This is a genomic window from Barrientosiimonas endolithica (genome assembly GCF_030296655.1).
In the GTDB taxonomy this organism is placed as follows: Bacteria; Actinomycetota; Actinomycetes; order Actinomycetales; family Dermatophilaceae; genus Barrientosiimonas; species Barrientosiimonas humi.
In genome coordinates this window covers 560,488-585,695 of the sequence record NZ_AP027735.1, presented here as the reverse complement: position 1 = coordinate 585,695, position 25,208 = coordinate 560,488, and the positions used below count along the sequence as shown (strand labels likewise).

Below are 25,208 nucleotides of genomic sequence, written 5' to 3'. Positions count from 1 at the left end.
GGACTGCGATGCCTGCGACCACCGCCTCGGACCCGACACCCGAGGTCCCCACCACCCCGGCCGCGCCGCGCGGCGCGGACAACGACCGCGAGCGCACGTTCAGCCGCAGCCGCAAGGACAACCGCGACGGGCTGCTGATGGTCTCCCCGACCGTCATCGTCGTCATCGCGGTCGTCGTGATCCCCGTGCTGTGGAACGTGCTCATCGCCTTCCAGGACCTGTCGTTCCTGCAGATCCGCGAGGCCAGCCCGTTCCGCCCGCTCACCCTCGACAACTTCCGCGAGGTGCTCGGCGCCCGGGGCTTCTGGAGCTCGATGCTGACCACGGTGGTCTACAGCGTCGCCGCGACCGTCGGCTCCATCGCGCTCGGTCTGCTCGCCGCCCTGGCCCTGCGCGACGCCTTCCCCGGCCGCGGGCTGGTGCGCTCGGCGATGCTGCTGCCCTACGTCGCCCCGGTCGTGGCCGTCGCCTTCGTCTGGCAGGTCATGCTCAACACGCAGTACGGCATCGCCAACGTCTGGGGCCAGCGCTTCCTCGGCTGGGACCAGGCCAAGGACTTCCTCGGCGTCGAGCCGCTGGCGCTGCTGACCGTGATCGCGTTCGAGATCTGGCGCTACTTCCCGTTCGCGTTCATGTTCCTGCTCGCCCGGCTGCAGGCGATCCCGCGCGACATCACCGAGGCGGCCATCGTCGACGGCGCGACGCCCTGGCAGCGCTTCCGGCACATCCTGCTGCCGCAGCTGGCCTCGGTCATCGCGCTGCTCGCGGTGCTGCGCCTGATCATGACGTTCAACAAGTTCGACGACGTCTACCTGCTCACCGGCGGCACCGCCGGCACCGAGGTCGCCGCCGTCCGGGTGTACGACTACCTCACCGGCCGGTTCGACGCCGGCGCGGCGGCCGCCCAGGCGGTCGTGCTGTCGCTGGTGATGGTGGTCTTCCTGCTGCTCTACCTGAAGTGGCTCAACCGCACGGAGCGGGAGGACGCATGAACCGCCACGCCCTGCAGAACCGCGTCTTCGGCATCGGCCGCTGGGTCGTCATCGCCGGCCTGGTCGTGATCACGGTCTTCCCGTTCCTGTACATGGTGCTGCTGTCGTTCGTCCCCATCGACGAGCTGCTGAAGAACCCCGGCCGGCTCTGGTACGACACCAAGGTCTTCACCACCCAGACCTACCGCGACGTGCTCGCCCCCGAGGACGAGGGCGGCCAGGGCTTCCTGGGCTTCATGCGCAACTCGCTCGAGGTCGCGCTGCTCGCGATGGTGCTGACGATGATCGTGTCGGTCCTCGGCGCGTACGCCGTCGCCCGGCTCGACTTCTTCGGTCGCCGCACGGTGAGCGCGCTGTTCCTGTCGGTCTACCTGTTCCCGGTCATCGTGCTCGCGATCCCGCTGGTCATCGGGTTCAGCAAGCTCGGCCTCGCCGGCTCGCTCGTCGGGCTGATGCTCGTCTACGTCGTGCAGACCGTGCCGATCGCGATCCACATGCTGCGCAACTACTTCGAGACCATCCCGGTCAGCATCGAGGAGTCCGCGGCGATCGACGGCGCCAGTCGCGCCCAGACGCTGCTGCGCATCACGCTGCCGCTGTCGCTGCCCTCGATCATGTCGACCGCGCTGTTCGTGTTCATGATCGCCTGGAACGAGTTCCTGTTCGCGCTGCTGTTCCTGGCCGCCAAGCGCGAGGACTGGACGGTCTCCTCGGCCTGTCGCAGCTGTCCAACGGCATCGAGGTCCCCAAGACCGTCCTCATGGCCGGCTCGGTCATCCTCACCGTGCCGATCATCGTGCTGTACGGCATCGCCGAGCGCTGGCTCACCGAGGGCCTCACCAGCGGCGCCGACAAGGGCTGACCACCCCGCACCCCCGGGCGGACCACCGCTGCCCAGCCGCCCGTACGCCCTCGCGGACCACCGCCGACCCGTGCGCCCCAGCGCACCCCCGCCGGACCACCGCCGACCCGTGCGCCCCACCGCACCCCTCGCCGGACCACCGCCGCACCGTGCTCTGCCCAACCGCCCGTACGCCCTCGCGGACCACCGCCCAACCGTGCGCCCCACCGCACCCCCGCCGGACCACCGCCGCACCGTGCGCCGCCCGTGCGCAGGCATGCGAAAGGCCCCGGGCCGAAGCCCGGGGCCTTGCGCGTGCAGCTAGTGCGTCAGCAGATCGTCACTTGATGATCTTGGTGACGCGGCCGGCGCCGACGGTGCGGCCACCCTCGCGGATCGCGAAGCGCAGGCCGTCCTCCATGGCGACAGGCTGGATGAGCTCGACGGTCATCTCGGTGTTGTCGCCCGGCATGACCATCTCGGTGCCCTCGGGGAGGTGCACGACGCCGGTCACGTCGGTGGTGCGGAAGTAGAACTGCGGGCGGTAGTTGTCGTAGAACGGCGTGTGACGGCCACCCTCGTCCTTGCCCAGGATGTAGACCTGCGCCTCGAACTCGGTGTGCGGGGTGATCGAACCCGGCTTCACGACGACCTGGCCGCGCTCGACGTCCTCACGCTTGGTGCCGCGCAGCAGCAGGCCGACGTTCTCGCCCGCACGACCCTCGTCGAGCAGCTTGCGGAACATCTCGATGCCGGTGACCGTGGTGGTCTGCTTCTCCGGGCGGATGCCGACGATCTCGACCTCCTGGTTCACGTTCAGCACACCGCGCTCGATGCGGCCGGTGACGACGGTGCCACGACCGGTGATCGTGAAGACGTCCTCGATCGGCATCAGGAACGGCTTGTCGGTGTCGCGCACCGGGTCCGGGATCGACTCGTCGACCGCGTCCATCAGGTCCTCGACCGACTTGACCCACTCGGCGTCGCCCTCGAGCGCCTTGAGCGCCGAGACCTTCACGACCGGGGCGTTGTCGCCGTCGAACTCCTGGCTGGACAGCAGCTCACGGACCTCCATCTCGACGAGCTCGAGGATCTCCTCGTCGTCGACCATGTCGGCCTTGTTCAGCGCCACCAGGATGTAGGGCACACCGACCTGACGCGCGAGCAGCACGTGCTCACGGGTCTGCGGCATCGGGCCGTCGGTGGCGGCGACCACGAGGATCGCGCCGTCCATCTGAGCCGCACCGGTGATCATGTTCTTCACGTAGTCGGCGTGACCCGGGGCGTCGACGTGGGCGTAGTGCCGCTTGTCGGTCTCGTACTCCTGGTGCGAGACGTTGATGGTGATACCGCGCTGACGCTCCTCGGGAGCGTTGTCGATGTCAGCGAACGCCGCAGCCTTGTTCAACTGCGGGAACTTGTCCGCCAGAACCTTGGTGATGGCAGCGGTCAGCGTCGTCTTGCCGTGGTCGACGTGACCGATCGTGCCGATGTTGACGTGCGGCTTGGTCCGCTCGAACTTGGCCTTAGCCACTGGGGTCCTCCTTCAAGGACGTGCTTGCGGCGCCGGGGCGGCGCCGGTTGGGTTTCTCTTTCCTTACCGGTGGGCTGACGCGAGGATACGCGTCACTCGCCCCGGATCTTCTTGATGATCTCCTCGGCGACGTTCCGGGGAACCTCGGCGTAGGAGTCGAACTGCATCGTGTAGTTCGCACGACCCTGCGTCTTGGAACGCAGGTCGCCGACGTACCCGAACATCTCCGACAGCGGGACGAGGCCGCGGACGACCTTGGCACCGCTGATGTCCTCCATGGCCTGGATCTGGCCACGGCGGGAGTTGATGTCGCCGATGACGTCGCCCATGTAGTCCTCGGGCGTGCGCACCTCGACCGCCATCATCGGCTCGAGCAGCACCGGGTCGGCCTTGCGGACGGCCTCCTTGAGCGCCATCGAACCGGCGATCTTGAACGCCATCTCCGAGGAGTCGACGTCGTGGTAGGCGCCGTCGAGCAGCGTGGCCTTCAGGCCCACCAGCGGGTAGCCGGCGAGCACACCCAGCTGCATGGCCTCCTGGATGCCGTGGTCGACCGAGGGGATGTACTCCCGCGGGATGCGACCACCGGTGACCTTGTTCTCGAACTCGTACAGCTCACCCTCGGTGGTCTCCAGCGGCTCGAAGGTGATCTGCACCTTCGCGAACTGGCCGGACCCACCCGTCTGCTTCTTGTGGGTGTAGTCGTACTTCTCGACCGGGCGACGGATCGTCTCGCGGTAGGCGACCTGCGGCGCACCGACGTTGGCCTCGACCTTGAACTCCCGCTTCATGCGGTCGACCAGGATGTCGAGGTGGAGCTCGCCCATGCCGCCGATGACGGTCTGGCCGGTCTCCTCGTCGAGGCGGACGGTGAAGGTCGGGTCCTCCTGCGCCAGGCGCTGGATGGCCGTGCCGAGCTTCTCCTGGTCGCCCTTGGTCTTGGGCTCGATCGCCACGTGGATGACCGGCTCCGGGAAGGTCATCGACTCGAGGATGATCTGCTCGTTCAGGTCGGACAGGGTGTCACCGGTGGTGGTGTCCTTCAGTCCGATGACCGCGTAGATGTGACCCGCCGAGGCCTTGTCGACCGGGTTCTCCTTGTTGGCGTGCATCTGGAACAGCTTGCCCAGACGCTCCTTCTTGCCCTTGGTCGCGTTCATGACCTGCGAGCCGGCGGTGATCTGGCCGGAGTAGACCCGGATGTAGGTCAGCGTGCCGTAGAAGGGGTGCGCCGCGATCTTGAACGCCAGCGCCGCGAACGGCTCCTCGGCGTCCGCGTTGCGGTGGATCACCGTCTCCTCGTCACCGGGCTGGTGGCCGTCGGCGCCGTTGACGTCGATCGGGCTCGGGAGGTAGTCGATGACCGCGTCGAGCAGGGGCTGCACGCCCTTGTTCTTGAACGCGGTGCCGCAGAAGACCGGGTTGACCTCGTTGGCGAGGGTCAGCTTGCGCACACCCTGCTTGATCTCGTCCTCGGTCAGCTCCTCGCCACCGAGGTACTTCTCGAGGAGCTCCTCGTCGGCCTCGGCGACCTTCTCGATCAGGTGGTTGCGGTACTCCTCGGCCTTGGCCTGCAGGTCCGCGGGGATCTCCTCGGTGGCGTACTCCTCACCGAGCTTGGTCTCGCCGCGCCAGGTCAGCGCCTTCATCGAGATGAGGTCGACGACGCCCTCGAAGTCGGACTCGGCACCGATCGGCAGCTGCATGACCAGCGGGGTCGCGCCGAGGCGGTCCACCATCGTCTGCACGGAGAAGTAGAAGTCCGCGCCCATCTTGTCCATCTTGTTGATGAAGCACATGCGCGGGACGCCGTACTTGTCGGCCTGACGCCACACGGTCTCCGACTGCGGCTCGACACCCTCCTTGCCGTCGAAGACGGCGACGGCGCCGTCGAGGACGCGCAGGTTGCGCTCGACCTCGACGGTGAAGTCGACGTGGCCGGGCGTGTCGATCAGGTTGATCTGGTAGCCCTTCCAGAACGAGGTGACGGCGGCGGAGGTGATGGTGATCCCCGCTCCTTCTCCTGCTCCATCCAGTCGGTGGTCGAGGCGCCGTCGTGCGTCTCGCCCATCTTGTGGTTGACGCCGGTGTAGAACAGGATCCGCTCGGTCGTCGTGGTCTTGCCGGCGTCGATGTGCGCCATGATCCCGATGTTGCGGACCTTGTTGAGGTCAGTCAGCACGTCCTGTGCCACAGGAGTCTCTTCTCGTCTCTCGTGAGTTCGTCAGTATCGAACAGCGGTGGAACCGCTGCGTTGGTGCGTCGCGACCGGCGGGCCGGTCGCGACGCACCGACGGGTCACCAGCGGTAGTGCGCGAAGGCCCGGTTGGACTCGGCCATCTTGTGGGTGTCCTCACGACGCTTGACCGCGGCACCCAGGCCGTTGCTCGCGTCGAGGATCTCGTTCATCAGGCGCTCGGTCATCGTCTTCTCGCGGCGCTGCCGGGAGTAGCCGACCAGCCAGCGCAGCGACAGGGTCACCGCACGGTTGGGCTTGACCTCGACCGGGACCTGGTAGGTCGCACCACCGACGCGGCGGGACTTGACCTCCAGGGCGGGCTTGACGTTGTCGAGCGCGCGCTTGAGCGTGACGACCGGGTCGGTGCCGGTCTTCTCGCGGCAGCCCTCGAGGGCGCCGTAGACGATGCGCTCAGCGGTCGACTTCTTGCCGTCGAGCAGGATCTTGTTGACCAGCTGGGTGACCAGCGGCGAGCCGTAGACCGGGTCGACGACCAGGGGGCGCTTCGGAGCGGGGCCCTTGCGAGGCATTACTTCTTCTCCTTCTTCGCGCCGTAACGGCTACGGGCCTGCTGGCGGCCCTTGACACCCTGGGTGTCGAGCGAGCCGCGGATGATCTTGTAGCGCACACCCGGCAGGTCCTTCACACGACCGCCGCGCACGAGCACGATCGAGTGCTCCTGCAGGTTGTGGCCCACACCCGGGATGTAAGCGGTGACCTCGATGCCCGAGGTCAGCTTCACGCGCGCGACCTTGCGCAGCGCGGAGTTCGGCTTCTTCGGGGTGGTGGTGTAGACGCGGGTGCACACGCCGCGTCGCTGGGGGCTGCCCTTAAGAGCCGGGGTGGAGACCTTGCTGGCCTTGTCCTGGCGACCCTTGCGGACGAGCTGGTTGATGGTAGGCAACCTGTTCTCCGACCTTGTCGTTTCGTCTTGTCTGCCGGCGACAGGCGCGTACGCCGTCGTCGAGCTCCTTGGTTGGTCCGGCTTCCCATCCGACCCACGCGGTCGGGTGTGTCAGCCAGCGCCCTCCCCTGCACTTCCGGCAGGAACAACTCCTGCGGATGCCCGGCGGGGGCGTGTGGGGGCCTGATGCCCGCGAACTGTCGCGCCGAGCATCGGGCGATCTATCGGGGCAGGGCAGAGCCCACGCACGAGGATCAAGCGTACCGGCGCGCCGACACGCCGCCAAATCCGTACACCTGCTACAACGCCGCGCGGCGCAGCTCCTTCCCGGGAGCTGCGCCGCACGGTCGTTGCTTCACTACGCGCTTCGTCAGCCGTCGGAGAACCCGAGGCTCGCGTCGTCCAGCCGCACCGCCTCGCCGCTGCCCGGGCCGAAGACCGGGTAGTCGTAGGCCTGGTAGTCGGGCAGGGCGTACAGCGCCGCCTTGGCCTCCTCGGTGGGCTCGACCGTGACGTTGCGGTAGCGCGTCAGGCCGGTGCCCGCCGGGATGAGCTTTCCGAGGATGACGTTCTCCTTCAGGCCCAGCAGCGGGTCGCTCTTGGCGTGCATCGCCGCCTCGGTGAGCACCCGGGTCGTCTCCTGGAAGGAGGCGGCCGAGAGCCACGAGTCGGTGGCGAGCGACGCCTTGGTGATCCCGAGCAGGTCGGGGCGACCCGACGCCGGCCGGCCGCCCTCGGCGACCGCACGGCGCGACTCGTCCTCGAAGCGCGAACGCTCCGCGAGCTCACCGGGCAGCAGCTCGGTGTCGCCGGCCTCGATGATCGTCACGCGGCGCAGCATCTGCCGCACGATGACCTCGATGTGCTTGTCGTGGATCGACACACCCTGCTGGCGGTAGACGCTCTGCACCTCGTCGACGAGGTGCTTCTGCACCGCGCGCGGGCCGAGGATGCGCAGCACCTGCTTGGGGTCGATCGCACCCTGCACCAGCAGCGTGCCGACCTCGACGTGCTGACCGTCCTCGATCAGCATGCGCGCACGCTTGCTGACCGGGTAGGCGTGCTCCTCGGAGCCGTCGTCCGGGGTGAGCAGGATGCGACGAGCCTTGTCGGTCTCCTCGATCTGCACCCGGCCGCTGGCCTCGGCGATCGGCGCCACACCCTTGGGCGTGCGGGCCTCGAACAGCTCGACCACACGCGGCAGACCCTGGGTGATGTCGTCACCCGCGGCACCACCGGTGTGGAAGGTGCGCATGGTCAGCTGCGTGCCGGGCTCACCGATCGACTGGGCCGCGATGATGCCGACGGCCTCACCGATGTCGACCAGCTTGCCGGTGGCCAGGCTGCGGCCGTAGCACTTGGCGCAGGTGCCGACGCGCGACTCGCAGGTCAGGACCGAACGGACCTTGACCTCCTCGACGCCCGCGGCGACCAGCTTGTCCAGGTTGACGTCGCCCAGGTCGGCACCGGCCGCGGCCAGCACCTCTCCGTCGACCTCCACGTCGGACGCGAGCGTCCGCGCGTAGACCGAGGTCTCGACGTCCTCGTGCTCGACGAGCTCGCCGTCGGCGTTGCGCTGCGCGATCGGCAGGGTCAGGCCGCGCTCGGTGCCGCAGTCGTCCTCACGGATGATGACGTCCTGCGACACGTCGACCAGACGACGCGTGAGGTAACCCGAGTCGGCCGTCCGCAGAGCGGTGTCGGCCAGACCCTTGCGGGTGCCGTGCGTGGAGATGAAGAACTCCAGCACGGACAGACCCTCACGGAAGTTCGCCTTGATCGGGCGCGGGATGATCTCGCCCTTCGGGTTGGCCATGAGGCCACGCATGCCGGCCAGCTGGCGCAGCTGGAACCAGTTACCACGCGCACCCGAGGAGACCATCCGGTAGATGGGGTTCTTCTTGGGGAAGTTCTCCTCCATCGCCTTGGAGACGTCGTTGGCCGCCTGGGTCCAGATCTCGATGAGCTCCTGACGGCGCTCGTCGTCGGTGATCAGACCGCGGTCGAACTGCTGCTGGACCTTGGCCGCCTTGGTCTCGTAGCCGGCCAGGATCTCGGTCTTGTCCGGCATGACGACGTCGGCGATGGACACGGTCGTGCCCGAGCGGGTGGCCCAGTAGAAACCGGCCTCCTTGAGCGCGTCCAGCGACGCCGCGACCTGCACCTTGCTGTAGCGCTCGGCGAGGTCGTTGACGATCGCCGACAGACCCTTCTTGTCGACGGGCACGTTCACGAAGGCGTAGTCCTCCGGGAGCGTGTCGTTGAACAGCGCGCGACCCAGGGTGGTCTCCACCAGGGCGCTGACGGCGCGGCCGTCCTCGCCCAGCTGGGCACCCTCGGGCAGCGGAGCGTCGACCGACGGCACGAAGTCGTCGATGCGCACCTTGATCGGCGTGCCGAGCTGGATCTCGCCGGCGTCGTACGCCATCCGCGCCTCGGCGACGGACGAGAAGGCTCGACCCGTCTGCCCCTCCTCGACCTCGGACGTCAGGTGGAACAGACCCATGATCATGTCCTGGGTCGGCATGGTCACCGGACGGCCGTCGGACGGCTTGAGGATGTTGTTCGAGGACAGCATCAGGATGCGGGCCTCGGCCTGGGCCTCCGCCGACAGCGGCACGTGCACGGCCATCTGGTCACCGTCGAAGTCGGCGTTGAACGCCGAGCAGACGAGCGGGTGGATCTGGACGGCCTTGCCCTCGACCAGCTGCGGCTCGAAGGCCTGGATGCCGAGGCGGTGCAGCGTGGGCGCACGGTTGAGCAGCACCGGGTGCTCGGTGATGACCTCTTCGAGGACGTCCCACACGACCGGACGCGCGCGCTCGACCATGCGCTTGGCCGACTTGATGTTCTGCGCGTGGTCGAGGTCGACCAGACGCTTCATCACGAACGGCTTGAACAGCTCCAGGGCCATCTGCTTGGGCAGACCGCACTGGTGCAGCTTCAGCTGCGGGCCGACCACGATGACGCTACGGCCGGAGTAGTCGACGCGCTTGCCGAGCAGGTTCTGCCGGAAGCGGCCCTGCTTGCCCTTGAGCATGTCGGACAGCGACTTCAGCGCCCGGTTGCCGGGGCCGGTGACCGGACGACCGCGCCGGCCGTTGTCGAACAGCGCGTCGACCGACTCCTGCAGCATCCGCTTCTCGTTGTTCACGATGATCTCGGGAGCCCCGAGGTCCAGCAGTCGCTTCAGACGGTTGTTGCGGTTGATGACCCGGCGGTAGAGGTCGTTGAGGTCGGAGGTCGCGAAGCGGCCACCGTCGAGCTGCACCATCGGGCGCAGGTCCGGCGGGATGACCGGCACGCAGTCCAGGACCATGCCCGTGGGGCTGTTCTTGGTCTGCTGGAAGGCGGTGACGACCTTGAGCCGCTTCAGGGCGCGGGTCTTCTTCTGACCCTTGCCGGTCGCGATGATCTCGCGCAGCGACTCCGACTCGGCGTCCAGGTCGAAGGTCTCGAGACGCTTCTGCAGCGCCGCGGCGCCCATCCCGCCCTCGAAGTACAGACCGAACCGGTCGCGCATCTCGCGGTAGAGCACCTCGTCGCCCTCGAGGTCCTGGACCTTGAGGTTCTTGAAGCGGTCCCAGACCTGCTCGAGCCGCTCGACCTGCTGGTCGGCGCGCTTGCGGATCTGGTTCATCTCGCGCTCGGCGGACTCGCGCACCTTGCGGCGCGCGTCGGCCTTGGCGCCTTCCTTCTCGAGCTCGGCGAGGTCGGCCTCGAGCTTGCTCGCGCGGGTGTTCACGTCACCGTCGCGGCGGTTCTCGATCTCCTTCTTCTCGACCTCGATCTGCGCCTCGAGCGAGGGCAGGTCGGCGTGCCGCTGCTCCTCGTCGACCGAGGTGATCATGTAGGCCGCAAAGTAGATGACCTTCTCGAGGTCCTTCGGCGCCAGGTCGAGCAGGTAGCCGAGCCGGCTCGGGACACCCTTGAAGTACCAGATGTGGGTGACCGGGGCGGCCAACTCGATGTGGCCCATGCGCTCACGGCGCACGTTGGAGCGGGTCACCTCGACGCCGCAGCGCTCACAGATGATGCCCTTGAAGCGGACCCGCTTGTACTTGCCGCAGTAGCACTCCCAGTCCCGGGTGGGGCCGAAGATCTTCTCGCAGAAGAGGCCGTCCTTCTCGGGCTTGAGGGTGCGGTAGTTGATGGTCTCCGGCTTCTTGACCTCGCCGTGGCTCCACTGACGGATGTCGTCGGCAGTGGCCAGGCCGATCCGAAGCTCGTCGAAGAAGTTGACGTCCAGCACGTTCGCTGTCCTTCTTTCGTGGTTCTAGAAGTCTGAAATCAGTTGAGTGTCAGTGATATTCGCGTTGTCGACCTCATCCCGGGCGCCGCGTCGCCGCGGCGCCCGGGCTCGAGATCAGACCTCTTCGACGCTGCTCGGCTCGCGCCGAGACAGGTCGATGCCGAGCTCTTCCGCGGCGCGGAAGACCTCCTGGTCGGAGTCGCGCAGGTCGATCGTCTGGCCGTCGGAGCTGAGCACCTCGACGTTCAGGCAGAGCGACTGCATCTCCTTGATGAGCACCTTGAAGGACTCGGGGATCCCCGGCTCGGGGATGTTCTCGCCCTTCACGATCGCCTCGTAGACCTTCACCCGGCCGGTGACGTCGTCGGACTTGATCGTCAGCAGCTCCTGCAGCGCGTAGGCGGCGCCGTAGGCCTCGAGCGCCCACACCTCCATCTCGCCGAACCGCTGGCCACCGAACTGGGCCTTACCGCCCAGCGGCTGCTGCGTGATCATCGAGTACGGGCCGGTCGAGCGCGCGTGGATCTTGTCGTCGACCAGGTGGTGGAGCTTGAGGATGTACATGTAGCCGACCGCGACCGGGTCCGGGAACGGCTCGCCGGAACGCCCGTCGAACAGCCGCGCCTTGCCCGTGTTGTCGACCAGGCGCTGACCGTCACGGGTCGGCGTGGTCGAGTCGAGCAGACCGCGGATCTCCTCCTCGCGGGCGCCGTCGAAGACGGGGCTCGCGATGCGGGTGTTCGGCTCGGCCGTGCGCGCGTCCTGCGGGATGCGCGCGGCCCAGTCGGGGGTGCCCTCGATGTCCCAGCCGCGCGAGGCCGCCCAGCCCATGTGCAGCTCGAGCACCTGGCCGGGGTTCATGCGGGAGGGAACACCGAGCGGGTTCAGCACGATGTCGACCGGCGTGCCGTCCTCGAGGAACGGCATGTCCTCCACGGGCAGGATCTTGGCGATGACGCCCTTGTTGCCGTGGCGGCCGGCGAGCTTGTCGCCGTCGGTGATCTTGCGCTTGTTGGCGACGTAGACACGCACCAGCTGGTTGACGCCGGGCGGCAGCTCGTCGTCGTCCTCGCGGTCGAACACCTTGACGCCGATGACCGTGCCGGTCTCGCCGTGCGGCACCTTCATCGACGTGTCGCGCACCTCGCGGGCCTTCTCGCCGAAGATGGCGCGCAGCAGGCGCTCCTCCGGGGTCAGCTCGGTCTCGCCCTTGGGCGTGACCTTGCCGACCAGCAGGTCGCCGTCGCGCACCTCCGCGCCGATGCGGATGATGCCGCGCTCGTCGAGGTCGGCCAGGACCTCCTCGGAGACGTTCGGGATGTCCCGGGTGATCTCCTCAGGGCCCAGCTTGGTGTCGCGGGCGTCGATCTCGTGCTCCTCGATGTGGATCGAGGACAGCACGTCGTCCTGCACGAGGCGCTGCGACAGGATGATCGCGTCCTCGTAGTTGTGGCCCTCCCACGGCATGAACGCCACGAGCAGGTTCTGCCCGAGCGCCATCTCGCCACCGTCGGTCGCGGGACCGTCGGCGATGACGGCGCCCACCTCGAGACGGTCGCCCTCGTTCACCACGACCCGCTGGTTGTAGCAGGTGCCCTGGTTGGAGCGGGTGAACTTGGCGATGCGGTAGGTCTGGCGGGTGCCGTCGTCGGCAGCCACCGTCACCAGGTCGGCCGAGATCTCCTCGACGACGCCGGCCTTGTCGGCCCGCACGACGTCACCGGAGTCCAGCGCCGCGCGGTACTCGATGCCGGTGCCGACCAGCGGCGAGGCCGAGCGCACCAGCGGCACGGCCTGACGCTGCATGTTGGCGCCCATGAGCGCGCGGCTGGCGTCGTCGTGCTCCAGGAACGGGATCAGCGCGGTCGCCGCCGACACCATCTGGCGCGCGGAGACGTCCATGTAGTCGACCTCGTCGGCGGGGACGTCGGTCGCCTCGCCGCCCTTGGTGCGGACCAGGACCCGCTCCTCGGCGAAGTGCTGGTCGTCGGTGAGCGGCGCGTTCGCCTGGGCGATGACGTGCTCGTCCTCCTCGTCGGCGGACAGGTAGACGACCTCGTCGGTCACCTTGCCCTTGACGACCTTGCGGTAGGGAGTCTCGACGAACCCGAACGGGTTGATCCGGCCGTACGACGCCAGCGAGCCGATCAGACCGATGTTGGGACCCTCGGGGGTCTCGATCGGGCACATGCGGCCGTAGTGGCTCGGGTGGACGTCACGGACCTCCATGCCGGCGCGGTCACGGGACAGACCACCCGGGCCCAGCGCGTTGAGGCGACGCTTGTGCGTCAGCCCCGCGAGGGGGTTGTTCTGGTCCATGAACTGCGACAGCTGGCTGGTGCCGAAGAACTCCTTGATGGAGGCGACGACCGGCCGGATGTTGATCAGGGTCTGCGGCGTGATGGCCTCGACGTCCTGGGTGGTCATCCGCTCGCGCACGACGCGCTCCATCCGCGACAGGCCCGTGCGGACCTGGTTCTGGATGAGCTCGCCGACGCTGCGCAGGCGACGGTTGCCGAAGTGGTCGATGTCGTCGACCTCGACGCGCACCTCGACGTCCTCGCCGTCACGACGGCCCGGCATCGTCTCGTTGCCGGCGTGCAGCTCGACGAGGTAGCGGATCGTGGCGACGATGTCGTCGACCGACAGCGTCGACTCCGAGAGCGGCTCCTCGAGGCCGAGCTTCTTGTTGATCTTGTAGCGACCGACCTTGGCCAGGTCGTACCGCTTGCCGTTGAAGTAGAGGTTGTCCAGCAGCGTCTGGGCGGCCTCCTTGGTCGGCGGCTCGCCCGGGCGCAGCTTGCGGTAGATGTCGAGCAGGGCCTCGTCCTGGCCGGCGGTGTGGTCCTTCTCGAGGGTCTGGCGCATCGACTCGAAGTCGCCGAACTCCTCCAGGATCTGCGCCTCGGTCCAGCCCAGGGCCTTCAGCAGCACGGTGACCGACTGCTTGCGCTTGCGGTCGACGCGCACGCCGACGATGTCGCGCTTGTCGATCTCGAACTCCAGCCACGCGCCGCGGCTCGGGATGACCTTGGCGGTGTAGACGTCCTTGTCGGAGGTCTTGTCGACCGACCGCTCGAAGTAGACGCCGGGGCTGCGGACCAGCTGCGAGACGACGACGCGCTCGGTGCCGTTGATCACGAAGGTGCCGCGGTCGGTCATGAGCGGGAAGTCGCCCATGAAGACCGTCTGGCTCTTGATCTCGCCGGTGTTGTTGTTCATGAACTCCGCCGTGACGAACAGCGGAGCGGAGTAGGTCATGTCCTTCTCCTTGCACTCCTCGATGGAGTACTTGATGTCCTCGAACCGGTGGTCGCGGAACGAGAGGGACATCGAGCCGGAGAAGTCCTCGATCGGGGAGATCTCCTCGAAGATCTCCTCCAGACCGGAACGCTCGGGAACCGTGACCTTGCCGCCGGAGTTGGCGGCGGCGACGCGCTCCTGCCAGCGCTCGTTGCCGAGCAGCCAGTCGAAGCTCTCCGTCTGGAGGGCGAGCAGGTCAGGGATCTCGAGGGGTTCGCGAATCTTCGCGAAGGACAGACGACCAGAAGCCGTCTTTGCCGAGGACAGAGTCTGAGTCGCAGTACGCGAGGCAGCCAACGAAGGGGTCCTTCCAGAGCCTTACTGAGCGGCGGGCAGCACCGCCCGGCTTCCCGGACCAGCCATCGACGTGGTTCTCAACGGACGCAGCACGAAGAGCGCCGAACATCGTCAGTGATGGCGAGAGAGGGTGAGCACAGGGCAGCGCAAAGCGACAGCATACCGAAGGGAGGGCAGCATGTCTAGTGGGCCTCCGCAGGCCCCGTGCCGTCTGTCGCGAACCGCCTCCAGCCCGGCCCTGTGCTGGTCTCGGGCGGCCTGACGATCCGCGTTGTTGCCGACGATGGTGGCCCGCCGCGGGGTCACCGGTCAAGAGGCGCGCGGCGTGTCGTGACATCCGCGGACGCGCCGTGACATCCGCGCCGGCCCACCGCGTCTGGAGGGAGAACCCGACGGACCACCCTCAGGAGGGCCACGATGAACGCCATGAGCAGTCCCCCGCGCGGGACCGGCGACCTCGACCGCCCGGGACGACGCGCTGGCGCAGCAGCTGCAGCAGGCGTACGACCGCGTCCGCTCTCCCCTGCCACCGGCCGAGCGGTGGGTCGACGGCGCCCTCGCCGAGGTGGCCCGCCGTCGGCGCGCCGTGCTGGTGCTGCGCTACCTCGAGGACTTCTCCACCGAGCAGATCGCCCAGGCCCTGTCGATGTCGCCCGGCGCGGTGCGCTCGACGACGCACCGGGCGTACGAGACCCTGCGCGGCCTCGCCGAGCAGGAGCGCTCGCCGGACGACCGGCTCGCCGCAGGCGGCTGAGCGGGCCCCGGCGGCACCTCTGGGCGTGACGCCCGGCGGGTTCACCTCGTCTCCTCCTACGAAGGGCAGGTCACCACGACCCCGGGAGGGCACCATGACCAGAGTGAGCCAGCAGGCACCGCAGGACGACCTCGAACGGGCGCTGCTGCAGGCGTACGACCGGCTCGAGCCGCCGCAGCCGCCCGCGCCGGCCGTCATCGCCGGCGCCCGGCGCCGGGCCGGCCGGCTTCAGCGCCGTCGTCGCGCCTGGAGCACGGCCGGGGTGGGTGCGGCCGCCGCGGCGCTCGCCGCGAGCGTGCTGCTCGCGGGCGGCGGCGCCCCGTTGCGCCTGGACTCGCAGGTGACCGGGGTCGCGACGGCGCCGTCGATCCCGAACGACCCGGTCAGCCAGGGCGACCGGGCCGCGATCGAGGGATACCGGCAGCGGCTCCTGCAGCAGCAGCGGTACGTCTTCCCCGAGGAGTTCGCGCCGGGCGACTACGACGGCGTGCGGCTGAGCGCGACGGGCACCCAGGCCAGCGGCGACGTGCCGGCGATGGGCATGAACTGCCAGGCACCGGGCGCCCAGCAGGCGCTGCAGCCGATCGCGATGTCGTTCACCGAGTCGACCAGCAGCCCGCGCCAGCTGCGCGCGATGGTGCTCGGGTTCACCACCGGCAAGGGCGCCGCCGCCCTGCAGCAGCTGCGCGACAACACCGGCTACTGCCGCTGGCCGCAGACCCCGGAGTCCCGGCCGTGGGCCGGGCAGGACGCGGCGACGCACCAGCTGTGGCGGCTGCAGCCGTACGAGCTGAACCCGCCGGCCGGCCCCCGTCAGGGCAACGACACCGACCCGCAGGCGCAGGGCATCGGCCCGGGTGCGGCCCTCGCGGTGGTGCGCGTCGGCGACGTGCTCGTGACCGCCGCCGGCTATGCCGAGAACCAGCCGCTCGCCGAACGGATCGCCACCCGCGCGGCCCTCGCGACCGCCGACCTGCAGCGCCGCTCGGGCTTCCCGCCCACCCAGGGCCGCGCGGTGCCCGGCAGCGACGAGACCACGATGAAGGACCCGTCGGCCGAGCCGGTGCCGGTGGGCGGCGAGGTCATCTCTCCCGAGCTGCTCCCCGTCGGCTCCGAGCTCCCGCAGGGCTGGTCGACGGGCGCGCCGCCCGTGGGCGGGTTCCGCGGAGGGAACCTCGCGCAGGGCGTGTGCATGGCCGGCGGGGTCGCCGTCGGCACGCTGGAGACGTGCCCGCTCACCGGCGACGGGGTGCCCACGGCCACCACGTTCCGGCTGGTCATCCGCGAGCGCGCCGGCGAGCTGGACGGGGCGTACGTCGTCGTCAACGTCTTCCCGAGCGAGCAGCAGGCGCAGCGGGCGATCCTGGCCTACACCGGGCAGATCTCCGCGCCGCAGAGCGGGGCGCAGCCCGGCGCGGCCACGCCCGGCAGCGCCGAGATGCCTCGCGCGAGCTGGGCGGGCACCGACCCGGCGACCCACTTCCTCTACGTCGCGCGCGAGGACCCGCGACGGCACCGCTCGGCGGCCACCGCCGTCGTCCGGGTCGGGACGTACGTCGTCAGCACCGCGGCCGAGATCGCCTGGGACGACCCGCGGGCCAGCTACGACGAGCCGCTGGCCCCCGACCCCGCCGCGGCCGCCACGGCACGGGACGTCGCGACCCGGCTGAGCAGCGTGACGGCCGGCAAGGTCGGCGGCGCGTCATGAGCCGCGCGACGCCGACGGACCGTGACCTCGAGGAGCTGCTGAGGACGTACGGCGGGCGGCTGAGCGCGCTCGCCTGGTCGCTCACCGGCCACCGCCAGGACGCCGAGGACCTGCTGCAGGAGACCTTCGCGCAGGCCATCCACCGGTGGGAGCGGGTCGTCGCGAGCCGGTCGGTCGGGGCCTACCTGCGCACCATGATGGTCAACCAGTTCCTGACCGGCCGTCGGCGCGCGGCCAGTCGGGAGGTCGTGTCGGACGCCGCGGTGCGCGACCACGAGGAGGCCGTGGTCGTCGACCTCGACGCCGCGTGGACGCGCGACCACCTGGTGCGGCTCGTGACCCGGCTGCCGCCCCGGCAGCGGGCGGTCGTGGTGCTGAGATACCTCGAGGAGCTGTCGGTGACCGAGACGGCCGAGGCCCTGCGGATGTCGACCGGCGCCGTGCGCAGCAACACCCACCGCGCGCTGCGCTCGCTGCGCGGGGAGCTGGAGCCGGACGAGGACGGCGTGGTCGCGCCCGTCGCGCCCACGACGGCCTGAGCCGCCCGTCCCGCGAGCCGCCTCACGAGAGCCCGCAGGAACGCGAACGGCGCGTGACCCCGACATGGGGGTCACGCGCCGTTCGGCGTGATCTAGGAGATCAGGCTCACTTGAGCTCGACGGTGGCGCCGGCGCCCTCGAGCTGCTCCTTGGCCTTCTCGGCAGCAGCCTTGTCGACCTTCTCCAGGACGGGCTTGGGGGCGCCGTCCACGAGGTCCTTGGCCTCCTTCAGGCCGAGGGAGGTCAGCGCGCGGACCTCCTTGATGACCTGGATCTTCTTGTCACCGGCAGCGGCGAGGATGACGTCGAACTCGTCCTGCTCCTCGGCAGCACCGGCGTCGCCGCCGCCAGCGGCGGGGGCGGCACCCGCGACGGCAACCGGGGCCGCGGCGGTGACGTTGAAGGTGTCCTCGAACTGCTTCACGAACTCCGAGAGCTCGATCAGGGTCATCTCCTTGAAGGCCTCAAGGAGCTCGTCGTTGCTGAGCTTCGCCATGATGGCGTCCTTTCTGTCTGATCCGGGCGGCCGGGGCCGCTCGGTGCCGTGAGTGGCGTGGGTTCTGGCTGGGTGGTCCGCGGGGTGCGGATCAGCCCTCGTCGCCACCCTCGGCGACGTCGGTGCTGCCCTCGGCCGCAGCGGCCTCGGGCTCGTTCGCGGGGGCCTGCTCGTCGGTGACGGGACCCTCGGTCTCCACCTTCGCGCGCAGCGCGTCGACGACCCGAGCGGTCTGCGACAGCGGAGCGGCGAACAGGTAGACCGCCTGGCTGAGCTGGGCGTTCATGGCGCCGGCCAGCTTGGCGAGCAGGGTCTCGCGCGACTCGAGGTTCGCGAGCTTGTTGATCTCGTCGCCGGTGAGCGGGTTGCCGTCCAGCACACCGCTCTTGATGACGAGAAGGGGTTCTCCTTGGCGAAGTCGCGCAGGCCCTTGGCCGCCTCGACCGGGTCACCGGTGATGAAGGCGATCGCGGTCGGGCCCTCCAGCTGGCCGTCGAAAGCCGTGACGCCGGCCTCCTGCGCAGCCCGCTGGGTGAGCGTGTTCTTCACCACGGAGTAGGTCGCGTGCTCGCGCAGGTCGGTGCGCAGCTTGGTCAGCTGGGCGACCGACAGTCCGCGGTACTCGGTGAGCACGGCCGCCGTCGACGTGCGGAACTTCTCCGCGAGGTCGGCGATCGCCGCGTCCTTCTGAGCGTTGGGCATGCGGTCCTCCTTCCGGGCTCGAGGCCGGTCGGACGAAGGAGCCCGGACATGGAACGAGCCCCGGCGCAGGCGCGCGGGGCTCTCAGGGCACGCGGTGCGTGCCGCACGCGTGCGCGGTGTCGCCACCGGCACACGGGCCTTGCTCACCTGCGCTGGTCGCCCGCACCTGGCGGGACCTTCGGTCGTCGCACCTCTCGGTGCGCCGACGACCGGCGGTCATTGGTGGTCCCAGCGTACGGCCGAGACGACCGGCGGACCAAATCGGCGACGCCGGGCTCAGCGCGGGATGCAGTTCGTGAACGTCGGCATGTTGATGTAGACGTCGTCGGACGCGCTGCGCCCGAAGGTGCGCGCGAGGACGTAGATCTCCAGGTCCAGGCTGGCGGTCTCGTCGCGGGCGGTGAACGTGACGGTGTACGTCTGCGTCCCGGGGTGCCGCCGAGGTCCGCCGTGCGGGTCTGGCCGCTGAGCACCTCCGTGCCGTCGACCCGGATGCGCGCGCCGGCCGCGGTGCTGCTCGAGGCGCTGCTGTTGCCGTAGTTCCAGCCGATCGCCACCTCCATCGTGTAGGTCTGACCCGCGATCAGGCCGGAGATGGTGGTGCTCGAGGTGAGCGTGAACCCGCCGCTGGTGGTCGCGTCACGGAACACCGAGAAGGTGTTGCCGCCCCAGCCGTAGCCCCCACCGATGGAGGACGGCCGACCGGCGGTGATGCGGGTGTTCCAGTCCGAGCCCGGCGGGAACGTCGGGCACGGCCGCGACGCGGCGAAGGTCGGAGCGGCTGCTCCCACCGCCACGACCGGCAGGCTCCAGACGGCCCCCGCGCGACGGCGCGGCGCGACACAGCGCTCATGACTTCTGCTCCCCCAGGTGCTACGGATCAGTAACAAAGAACACCGTAACCGAAAGTGGACAGAGGCCAAAAACGCGAACGGGTGGCACGCGTCACTCCAGCCAGGGCGGCACCTCGCTGCCCCACGCGGTGTCGACCGACTGCGTCTGGTCGGCCGGCGGGCGCTCGACCGTGACCGGCTTGCCCCACCGGCTGTAGGTGATCGTCATCGGCTCGGTCTTCGGTCCGCCGAGGTCAGGGGTGGCCACCTCCGCCTGGACCGGACGGTGCTGCGCGTCGACCCACACGTCCTGGGTCAGGGTCTGGCCCTTGGCCTGCTGGCGCAGCCGCGGCAGCTCCTTCTCCAGCTCGGGGTCGAGCCCGCCCGTGGAGCGGTAGGACTTCTCGACGCCGTCCAGCACGACCGTCATCGGGACCGCCACGCGGTAGCGCGTGGTCTGCGTGCCGGCCACCCGCTCGGGACCCACCGCGGTGACGCGGCTCTTGGCGTACAGCGCGGACTGGTCGGCCGGGGCGACGCGCGCGCTCTCCTGCATCATCCCGACCAGCGTCTGCGCGAACGGGTTGCGGGTGCCCTCGTCGGCCGAGAGCCACTGTGCGTCGATCTCGGGGTCGGGGTTGGAGAAGTAGAGAGAGCCGTCGACCATCCGCAGCTCGAAGCCTTCGTCCTGCGGGTTCTCGACCGGGAAGGCCATCGACAGGTCGGTGCGGGTCGGGCTGACGAAGACCATGTCGGCGTCGAGCGACTGGGAGGGGTCGTCCGGGGCCGGCATGCTGACCCGCACCGTCTTGGCGGACCGGGTGGCCTGCTCGATGCGCCGGCCGAACGTCGCGCCGTCGACCACGGTGCCCGGCGGGGGCGCGGCGGCCGAGGCGCTCGTCGCCACGGCCGGAGCGGTGGTGGTGGCCGCAGGAGCCGCGGGACTCGCGGCGCGTGCGGTGCTGGACGTGGCGGCACTGGGCGTCGCGGCCGAGGTCGCGGCGTCGTCGCCGCCGGACTGGCAGCCGGTGAGCACGGTGGCGCCCAGCAGCGCGGCGACACCGCACACGGGCAGGCGGAAGCGGTGAACGGTCATGACCCTCGATCCCCTCAGAGCCCCCGTCGACCCGGTGTCGACATCAGGAGGTGAGCAGGACTGTAGGGCGTGACCGCCGGGCGGTGCGTCCGAACGGGCCGGAACCTGTGGACGAGCGCCGTCGGGTCAGGCGGGGCTGCCGCCCTTGCGGGGCAGCTGGTCGCCCCAGGCGTCCTCGACCGGCTGGGTCTGACCGGCCGGCGGCGCGGTGATCTGCACCGGCGCACCCCAGCGGCTGTACGTCAGCGTCACCTTCTCGCCCGAAGCGGCCGCGGCCTTGTCCGAGCCCTGGCCGCTCGCGCCCTGGCCCATGCTGCGCAGCAGGTCGGGCACGGTCAGCTCCAGGCGCAGCGGACGGTTGCCGCCGTCGACCCACAGGTCCTGGGTGACCGTGACGCCCTGGGTCATCTGCCGCACCATGCCGAGCATCCGCCCGGCCTCCGGGTCCTCGCGGACCGAGGCGGGCAGCCCCTTGGCCAGCTGGTCGACGACCGAGCCGAGCGGGGTGGCGAGGCGGTATCGGGTGGCGTCGACGCCGTTGACCTTCTCGCTGCCGACGGTGGTGACCTTGCTGCGCGCGACGATGCCGGCCTGGGCGGTCGGGGCCTGCTGGAGCGCCTGCTGCAGCAGCTGCACACCGGCCTTGGCATAGGGGTTCTGGGAGTCTTGCGACGCCGAGACCCACGGCTTGCCGCCGTTCGCCACGCCCTGGGGCGCGGACAGGTAGACGGTGCCGTCGACCATGCGCAGCTGCTTGCCGGGGGCGTCGGTGGCGCTGACCTGCAGGTCGGTGCGCTGCGGCGAGACGAACGCCAGGTCGGCGCTGCCGATGGCGGCGGACTCCCCGAACCCGGTGAGCGAGACCCGCACCGACTTCGCCGCCAGCGAGGCGGACTGCAGCTTGCCGGCGAGGTCCTTGCCGTCGACCTGCGCACCGGCCCTCGGCGCGGCTGCGGGCTGTGCCGCGGAGGTGTCGGTGGCCTGCTGGCTGGACTGGCAGCCGCTGACGGCGAGCGCTGCGGCGAGGGTGACGCCGGCGCCGACGGTCAGTCGCTTCGTGGTGGCGCTCATGGAGGCTCCTCGGTCTCGGGATCCGACGGTGGTCGGCCGTGAGTGGGTGCCAGTATGCGCCGCGAACCTGAGAGAACGCGGGGCGCCCGCCCCCGGGTGGGGACGGGCGCCTGGCGTACGAGCTCGGACGGGTCGGTCAGGCCGACTCGCCGGCCTCCTCGCTGAGCAGGCTCTTGGTCCGGCTGGAGTCCAGCGGGATGCCCGGGCCCATCGTGGTGCTCATCGTGGCCTTGGTGATGTAGCGGCCCTTGGACGCGGCCGGCTTCAGCCGCAGGATCTCCTCGAGCGCCGCGGCGTAGTTCTCGACCAGCGCCTTCTCGTCGAAGCTCGCCTTGCCGATGATGAAGTGCAGGTTGGCGTGCTTGTCGATGCGGAACTCGATCTTGCCGCCCTTGATGTCGGACACGGCCTTGGCCACGTCCATCGTGACGGTGCCGGTCTTCGGGTTCGGCATCAGACCGCGCGGGCCCAGCACCTTTCCGAGCCGGCCGACCTTGCCCATCATGTCGGGGGTGGCCACGACCGCGTCGAACTCGGTCCAGCCGCCGGCGACCTTGTCGAGCAGCTCGTCGGAGCCGACGAAGTCGGCGCCGGCCGCCTCGGCCGCCGCCGCCTTGTCACCGTTGGCGAAGACCAGCACGCGGGCCGTCTTGCCGGTGCCGTTGGGCAGGTTGACGGTGCCGCGCACCATCTGGTCGGACTTGCGCGGGTCGACGCCGAGCCGGAACGCCACCTCGACGGTGGAGTCGTACTTGGTGCTCGCCGTCTCCTTGGCCAGCCGCACGGCCTCGAGCGGGGCGTACAGCTTGTCCGCCTGGATCTTCTCCTCGGCGGCGCGGTAGTTCTTGCTGCGCTTCATGGTGCTCTCCTTCGGCCGCGTCTCGCGCGGCCCTGGTTCTTCGTGGGAGGTGTGGTTGTACGGGCCAGCGCCGGCCCAACCACGGTGGTCACCGACGTCAGTCGGTGGTGATGCCCATCGACCGGGCGGTGCCGGCGATGATCTTGCTGGCCTGGTCGATGTCGTTGGCGTTCAGGTCGGCCATCTTCATCTCGGCGATCTCGCGCACCTGGTCCTTGGTCAGCTTGCCGACCTTCTCCTTGTGCGGCTCGCCCGAGCCCTTGTTCACGCCGGCGGCCTTCTTGATCAGCTCGGCGGCCGGGGGCGTCTTGGTGATGAAGGTGAAGGAGCGGTCCTCGTAGACCGTGATCTCGACCGGCACGACGTTGCCGCGCTGGCCCTCCGTCGCGGCGTTGTACGCCTTGACGAACTCCATGATGTTGACGCCGTGCTGACCCAGCGCCGGGCCGACCGGCGGAGCCGGGGTGGCCTGGCCGGCCTGGATCTGCAGCTTGATGAAGCCGGCGACCTTCTTCTTGGGGGGCATGCTCTACTTCCTTGCGGTTCGTGGGCCGACGCCGTGGGCGATGACCCGGTTGCAGTCCCGCCCGCGTCGCGGACGGGGGTGTCGCGCGGTCAGATCTTGGCGACCTGGTTGAACGACAGCTCGACCGGGGTCTCCCGGCCGAAGATGGACACCAGCACCTTCAGCTTCTGGGTGTCGGTGTTGATCTCGGAGATCGTGGCGGGCAGCGTCTCGAACGGGCCCTCCATGACCGTGACGGACTCGCCGACCTCGAAGTCGACCTCGGTGGTCGGGGCGGAGGTGCCGGTGCGCGGGGCCGCGCCGCCGGTCTCGGCCGCCGCGGCCTGCTTGGTCTCGGGCTCCTCGAAGGTCGGGTTGAGCATCGTCATGACCTCGTCGAGCGACAGCGGCGAGGGCTGGTGGGCGTTGCCCACGAAGCCGGTGACGCCGGGGGTGTGGCGCACCGCGCCCCAGCTCTCGTCGGTGAGGTCCATGCGCACGAGCACGTAACCGGGCATCCGCACGCGGGTGCCGGTCTTCTTCTGCCCGTTCTTGATCTCGGAGAAGTCCTCCATCGGGACCTCGATCTGGAAGATGTAGTCCTCCATGGTCAAGGAGACGATGCGGTTCTCGAGGTTGGTCTTCACCCGCTTCTCGTAACCGGCGTAGGAGTGGATGACGTACCACTCGCCGAACTGCGAGCGCAGCTCGGCCATGAACGCCTCGCGCGGGTCCTCGGCGGGCTCGTCGGCCTCGTCGTCGGTGCCGGCCTCGCCGGTCTCCTCGGCGTCGTCGCCGTCCGCGTCGTCGGTGACGACCTCGGTCTCGGTCTCGTCGTCCTCGACCGGGGCCAGGTCGCCCTCACCCTCGGCGACCGCGGTGGCGGCCTCGTCGAGCTCGGCCTCGGTGTCGGCGTCGGCGTCCTGCTGCGACTGCGGCTCGTCGAGGACGACCTCGGCCTGCTCCCCGATGGGCTCGCTCAGGGCCTCGGTGTCGTCGGAGACGACGCCGGCCTCCTGCTCCTGGGGGCTCTGGTCGGTCATGGACCTGCTTCCTTGTCGCTGCGTGGATGTGCTGTGGGTCGTGCGCTGCCCGCACCGGCCCCACCGGCGCGGTCGGCCGGGTCAGGGTCAGCCGGCTGCGCCGAAGACCCAGCTCACGAACCGCTTGAACAGCTCGTCGAGCCCGACGATGTAGAGCATCACGAAGATCACGAAGATCAGCACGACCACGGTGTACTGGGCGAGCTCCTGGCGCGTCGGCCAGACGACCTTGCGCATCTCGTCGATGACCTGCCGGACGAACAGCGCCATCCGGACGAAGATGTTGCCCTTGGGCTTCTGCTGCGCGCTGCGCCCTGCGCCACGGTCTTCCGCGGTGCTGGATGTGCTCACGCAGATCACTTCTTCCTCGTCGGTGCTGCTCGGGACAGCAGGTCGGTGCAGGGCACGAGGGACTTGAACCCCCAACCCCCGGTTTTGGAGACCGGTGCTCTGCCAATTGAGCTAGTGCCCTTCGCTGCCGGGGCGGGACCGGCGGCGCGGGGGTGGCCTGCGGACAGCACTCATCATGGTTGTCGTCAACCACCCGAGGAACGAGCATACGCGACCGGGTGGGGACGACGCGAACCGAGCGGGCCGACCCCGGCAACCGCGAGGCGGCCCACCCCGGCGGCAGCGGGCCGAGCGCGGGTAGGTTCGGCACCATGAGCGACGACGCCGCGAACAGCGAGTACGACAAGGCATCCGACGAGGAGCTGACGGCGTACGGCCTGAACGACCTCGGCCAGCTGCAGCCCGACGAGACGCTGGACGACCGCGGCGTCGACGACCCCCTCGACGAGGGCTACTCCCCCGCCGACCGGCCCGCCAAGGGCACGTTCGACACGGCCGAGGAGGTCTTCGAGGGCGAGAGCCTCGACGAGCGACTCTCCGAGGAGGAGCCCGACCCCAACCTGGCCGTCGACGACCCGCTGGCCAACCCCGACGTGACCAACGTCGGCGGCGACGACCCCGACGCGATCCCCGCCGAGGACGACTTCCTGTCCGACGGGGAGGTCGGCGACGAGCGCGCCGGGCGTCTGGTCGCCGAGGACGAGGGCAGCCACGAGGACGCCGAGTCCGAGCTGGTCGGTGAGGACGTCGGGGTCGACGGCGCGGCCGACTCCGCCGAGGAGGCCGCGGTCCACGTGGTCGACGAGGACTCCGACGAGGCGTGACCGGCCAGCCCGCGCAGCCCCGGCGCTCGACCCGCGACCTGCCCAAGGCGCACCTGCACCTGCAC

19 protein-coding genes, 1 tRNA gene and 2 pseudogenes are annotated in these 25,208 nt (G+C 69.6%); 6 read left to right on the top strand and 16 right to left on the bottom strand.

Features of this window, described 5'->3' with window-relative positions:
• Positions 1 to 8: 8 nt before the first annotated feature.
• Both QUE40_RS02945 and QUE40_RS02940 read left to right on the top strand, forming a co-directional pair.
• Positions 9 to 992 (top strand): carbohydrate ABC transporter permease, encoded by a 984-nt coding sequence (locus tag QUE40_RS02945; protein ID WP_289232276.1) that lies wholly within the window; start codon positions 9 to 11, stop codon positions 990 to 992.
• The gene (locus QUE40_RS02940; RefSeq protein ID WP_289232275.1) at positions 989 to 2,158 is read left to right on the top strand and encodes a carbohydrate ABC transporter permease; all 1,170 of its coding nucleotides are present in this window, start codon (positions 989 to 991) and stop codon (positions 2,156 to 2,158) included. The genes QUE40_RS02945 and QUE40_RS02940 overlap by 4 nt, the downstream gene beginning before the upstream one ends.
• A gap of 15 nt (positions 2,159 to 2,173) precedes the next feature.
• On the opposite strand, the gene tuf is transcribed toward QUE40_RS02940, so the two are convergent.
• From tuf to rpoB, 6 genes and pseudogenes are all read right to left on the bottom strand, one after another.
• Positions 2,174 to 3,367, bottom strand: a complete 1,194-nt coding sequence (tuf, locus tag QUE40_RS02935; protein WP_142004343.1) for an elongation factor Tu — start codon at positions 3,365 to 3,367, stop codon at positions 2,174 to 2,176.
• Positions 3,368 to 3,459: 92 nt separating this feature from the next.
• Positions 3,460 to 5,561: pseudogene (gene fusA, locus QUE40_RS02930) on the bottom strand (elongation factor G).
• Positions 5,562 to 5,665: 104 nt separating this feature from the next.
• On the bottom strand, positions 5,666 to 6,136 hold the full coding sequence (rpsG, locus tag QUE40_RS02925) for a 30S ribosomal protein S7 (protein ID WP_142004341.1): 471 nt from the start codon (positions 6,134 to 6,136) through the stop codon (positions 5,666 to 5,668).
• Entirely contained in the window at positions 6,136 to 6,510 is a 375-nt protein-coding gene (gene rpsL / locus QUE40_RS02920; RefSeq protein WP_142004340.1) for a 30S ribosomal protein S12, read from the bottom strand. The genes rpsG and rpsL overlap by 1 nt, the downstream gene beginning before the upstream one ends.
• A gap of 370 nt (positions 6,511 to 6,880) precedes the next feature.
• Positions 6,881 to 10,762, bottom strand: a complete 3,882-nt coding sequence (locus tag QUE40_RS02915) for a DNA-directed RNA polymerase subunit beta' (RefSeq protein WP_142004339.1) — start codon at positions 10,760 to 10,762, stop codon at positions 6,881 to 6,883.
• Positions 10,763 to 10,876: 114 nt separating this feature from the next.
• Positions 10,877 to 14,362: a DNA-directed RNA polymerase subunit beta gene (gene rpoB / locus QUE40_RS02910; RefSeq protein WP_142004338.1), complete on the bottom strand. Its 3,486-nt coding sequence runs from the start codon at positions 14,360 to 14,362 to the stop codon at positions 10,877 to 10,879.
• 478 nt (positions 14,363 to 14,840) lie between these two features.
• On the opposite strand from rpoB, the gene QUE40_RS02905 reads away from it, so the two are divergent.
• The 3 genes from QUE40_RS02905 to QUE40_RS02895 all read left to right on the top strand — a co-directional run bounded on the left by QUE40_RS02905 (position 14,841) and on the right by QUE40_RS02895 (position 17,363).
• Positions 14,841 to 15,116: a sigma factor-like helix-turn-helix DNA-binding protein gene (locus QUE40_RS02905; RefSeq protein WP_350227126.1), complete on the top strand. Its 276-nt coding sequence runs from the start codon at positions 14,841 to 14,843 to the stop codon at positions 15,114 to 15,116.
• Between the two features lie 103 nt (positions 15,117 to 15,219).
• Positions 15,220 to 16,824 carry a hypothetical protein gene (locus tag QUE40_RS02900; protein WP_289232274.1) on the top strand — a complete coding sequence of 535 codons (1,605 nt, stop codon included), beginning with the start codon at positions 15,220 to 15,222 and terminating at the stop codon, positions 16,822 to 16,824.
• Positions 16,821 to 17,363 carry an RNA polymerase sigma factor gene (locus tag QUE40_RS02895; protein ID WP_289232273.1) on the top strand — a complete coding sequence of 181 codons (543 nt, stop codon included), beginning with the start codon at positions 16,821 to 16,823 and terminating at the stop codon, positions 17,361 to 17,363. Before QUE40_RS02900 ends, QUE40_RS02895 begins: the two co-directional genes overlap by 4 nt.
• 106 nt (positions 17,364 to 17,469) lie before the next feature.
• Here the strand turns inward: QUE40_RS02895 and rplL are convergent, their stop codons facing one another.
• From rplL to QUE40_RS02845, 10 genes and pseudogenes are all read right to left on the bottom strand, one after another.
• A complete protein-coding gene (rplL, locus tag QUE40_RS02890; protein WP_142004335.1) occupies positions 17,470 to 17,859 on the bottom strand; it encodes a 50S ribosomal protein L7/L12 in 390 nt (129 codons plus the stop codon).
• A 91-nt stretch (positions 17,860 to 17,950) separates the two neighbouring features.
• Positions 17,951 to 18,561: pseudogene (rplJ, locus tag QUE40_RS02885) on the bottom strand (50S ribosomal protein L10).
• 143 nt (positions 18,562 to 18,704) lie between these two features.
• Positions 18,705 to 19,358, bottom strand: a complete 654-nt coding sequence (locus tag QUE40_RS02880) for a hypothetical protein (RefSeq protein ID WP_289232272.1) — start codon at positions 19,356 to 19,358, stop codon at positions 18,705 to 18,707.
• Between the two features lie 148 nt (positions 19,359 to 19,506).
• Positions 19,507 to 20,490 (bottom strand): SCO4651 family lipoprotein, encoded by a 984-nt coding sequence (locus QUE40_RS02875; RefSeq protein WP_289232271.1) that lies wholly within the window; start codon positions 20,488 to 20,490, stop codon positions 19,507 to 19,509.
• 126 nt (positions 20,491 to 20,616) lie between these two features.
• A complete protein-coding gene (locus QUE40_RS02870) occupies positions 20,617 to 21,561 on the bottom strand; it encodes an SCO4651 family lipoprotein (protein ID WP_289232270.1) in 945 nt (314 codons plus the stop codon).
• 136 nt (positions 21,562 to 21,697) lie between these two features.
• On the bottom strand, positions 21,698 to 22,420 hold the full coding sequence (gene rplA, locus QUE40_RS02865) for a 50S ribosomal protein L1 (RefSeq protein ID WP_142004330.1): 723 nt from the start codon (positions 22,418 to 22,420) through the stop codon (positions 21,698 to 21,700).
• A gap of 97 nt (positions 22,421 to 22,517) precedes the next feature.
• Complete coding sequence (gene rplK / locus QUE40_RS02860) at positions 22,518 to 22,946, bottom strand: 50S ribosomal protein L11 (protein ID WP_142004329.1); 429 nt, start codon at positions 22,944 to 22,946, stop codon at positions 22,518 to 22,520.
• A gap of 89 nt (positions 22,947 to 23,035) precedes the next feature.
• Positions 23,036 to 23,968 carry a transcription termination/antitermination protein NusG gene (gene nusG / locus QUE40_RS02855; RefSeq protein ID WP_289232269.1) on the bottom strand — a complete coding sequence of 311 codons (933 nt, stop codon included), beginning with the start codon at positions 23,966 to 23,968 and terminating at the stop codon, positions 23,036 to 23,038.
• A gap of 87 nt (positions 23,969 to 24,055) precedes the next feature.
• Complete coding sequence (gene secE / locus QUE40_RS02850) at positions 24,056 to 24,319, bottom strand: preprotein translocase subunit SecE (protein ID WP_142004327.1); 264 nt, start codon at positions 24,317 to 24,319, stop codon at positions 24,056 to 24,058.
• A gap of 48 nt (positions 24,320 to 24,367) precedes the next feature.
• Positions 24,368 to 24,440: transfer RNA gene (locus QUE40_RS02845), tRNA-Trp, on the bottom strand.
• Between the two features lie 190 nt (positions 24,441 to 24,630).
• Between QUE40_RS02845 and QUE40_RS02840 the strand changes: the two genes are divergently transcribed.
• On the top strand, positions 24,631 to 25,143 hold the full coding sequence (locus QUE40_RS02840) for a DUF5709 domain-containing protein (protein ID WP_289232268.1): 513 nt from the start codon (positions 24,631 to 24,633) through the stop codon (positions 25,141 to 25,143).
• Positions 25,144 to 25,208: the final 65 nt, after the last annotated feature.

Bases quoted from the DNA above. Each gene is read 5' to 3' on its own strand.
- rplL (WP_142004335.1), bottom strand. From the start codon at position 17,859: ATGGCGAAGCTCAGCAACGACGAGCTCCTTGAGGCCTTCAAGGAGATG.
- QUE40_RS02895 (WP_289232273.1), top strand. From the start codon at position 16,821: ATGAGCCGCGCGACGCCGACGGACCGTGACCTCGAGGAGCTGCTGAGG.
- rpsG (WP_142004341.1), bottom strand. From the start codon at position 6,136: ATGCCTCGCAAGGGCCCCGCTCCGAAGCGCCCCCTGGTCGTCGACCCG.
- QUE40_RS02940 (WP_289232275.1), top strand. From the start codon at position 989: ATGAACCGCCACGCCCTGCAGAACCGCGTCTTCGGCATCGGCCGCTGG.
- QUE40_RS02945 (WP_289232276.1), top strand. From the start codon at position 9: ATGCCTGCGACCACCGCCTCGGACCCGACACCCGAGGTCCCCACCACC.
- QUE40_RS02870 (WP_289232270.1), bottom strand. From the start codon at position 21,561: ATGAGCGCCACCACGAAGCGACTGACCGTCGGCGCCGGCGTCACCCTC.
- QUE40_RS02840 (WP_289232268.1), top strand. From the start codon at position 24,631: ATGAGCGACGACGCCGCGAACAGCGAGTACGACAAGGCATCCGACGAG.
- rplA (WP_142004330.1), bottom strand. From the start codon at position 22,420: ATGAAGCGCAGCAAGAACTACCGCGCCGCCGAGGAGAAGATCCAGGCG.
- QUE40_RS02875 (WP_289232271.1), bottom strand. From the start codon at position 20,490: ATGACCGTTCACCGCTTCCGCCTGCCCGTGTGCGGTGTCGCCGCGCTG.
- nusG (WP_289232269.1), bottom strand. From the start codon at position 23,968: ATGACCGACCAGAGCCCCCAGGAGCAGGAGGCCGGCGTCGTCTCCGAC.
- rplK (WP_142004329.1), bottom strand. From the start codon at position 22,946: ATGCCCCCCAAGAAGAAGGTCGCCGGCTTCATCAAGCTGCAGATCCAG.